1 pseudogene is annotated in these 323 nt (G+C 56.7%); it reads left to right on the top strand.

The features are described from left to right. Positions 1–35: 35 nt before the first annotated feature. A pseudogene (locus ACYVTD_RS18755) lies at positions 36–323 on the top strand (DMT family transporter); the annotation flags it as partial.

The following is a 323-nucleotide window of genomic DNA, read 5'->3' as shown; positions in this document are numbered from 1 at the left end:
TTGCCGGACAGGGCGCGATTTTACTCTGCGCCGTTTTGTGGAGCACCTCCGGCCTTTTTATCAGGCTGGTTGACTGGCATCCTCTGGTTATCGCTGGCTCCAGGAGTTTTTTAGCGGTTTCCTTCCGGCTGGCGCTCAGGCTTTTTTTGCCTGGCAGGAAGAACGCTTCAAGCCCAAAGGCCGTATTAAAGACGCTGCTAAAAGAAACGCCCGTACTGGCGCTCGGCGGCCTGGGTTACGCCGCCACAATGATCCTCTTTGTCGTCGCCAACAAGCTCACCGCGTCTGCAAACGCAATAATGCTGCAATACGCGGCCCCGGTG

This window comes from Treponema sp. R6D11 (assembly GCF_054786075.1).
The sequence above is the reverse complement of the archived record's forward strand: the minus strand, read 5'-3'. Positions and strand labels throughout refer to the sequence as shown.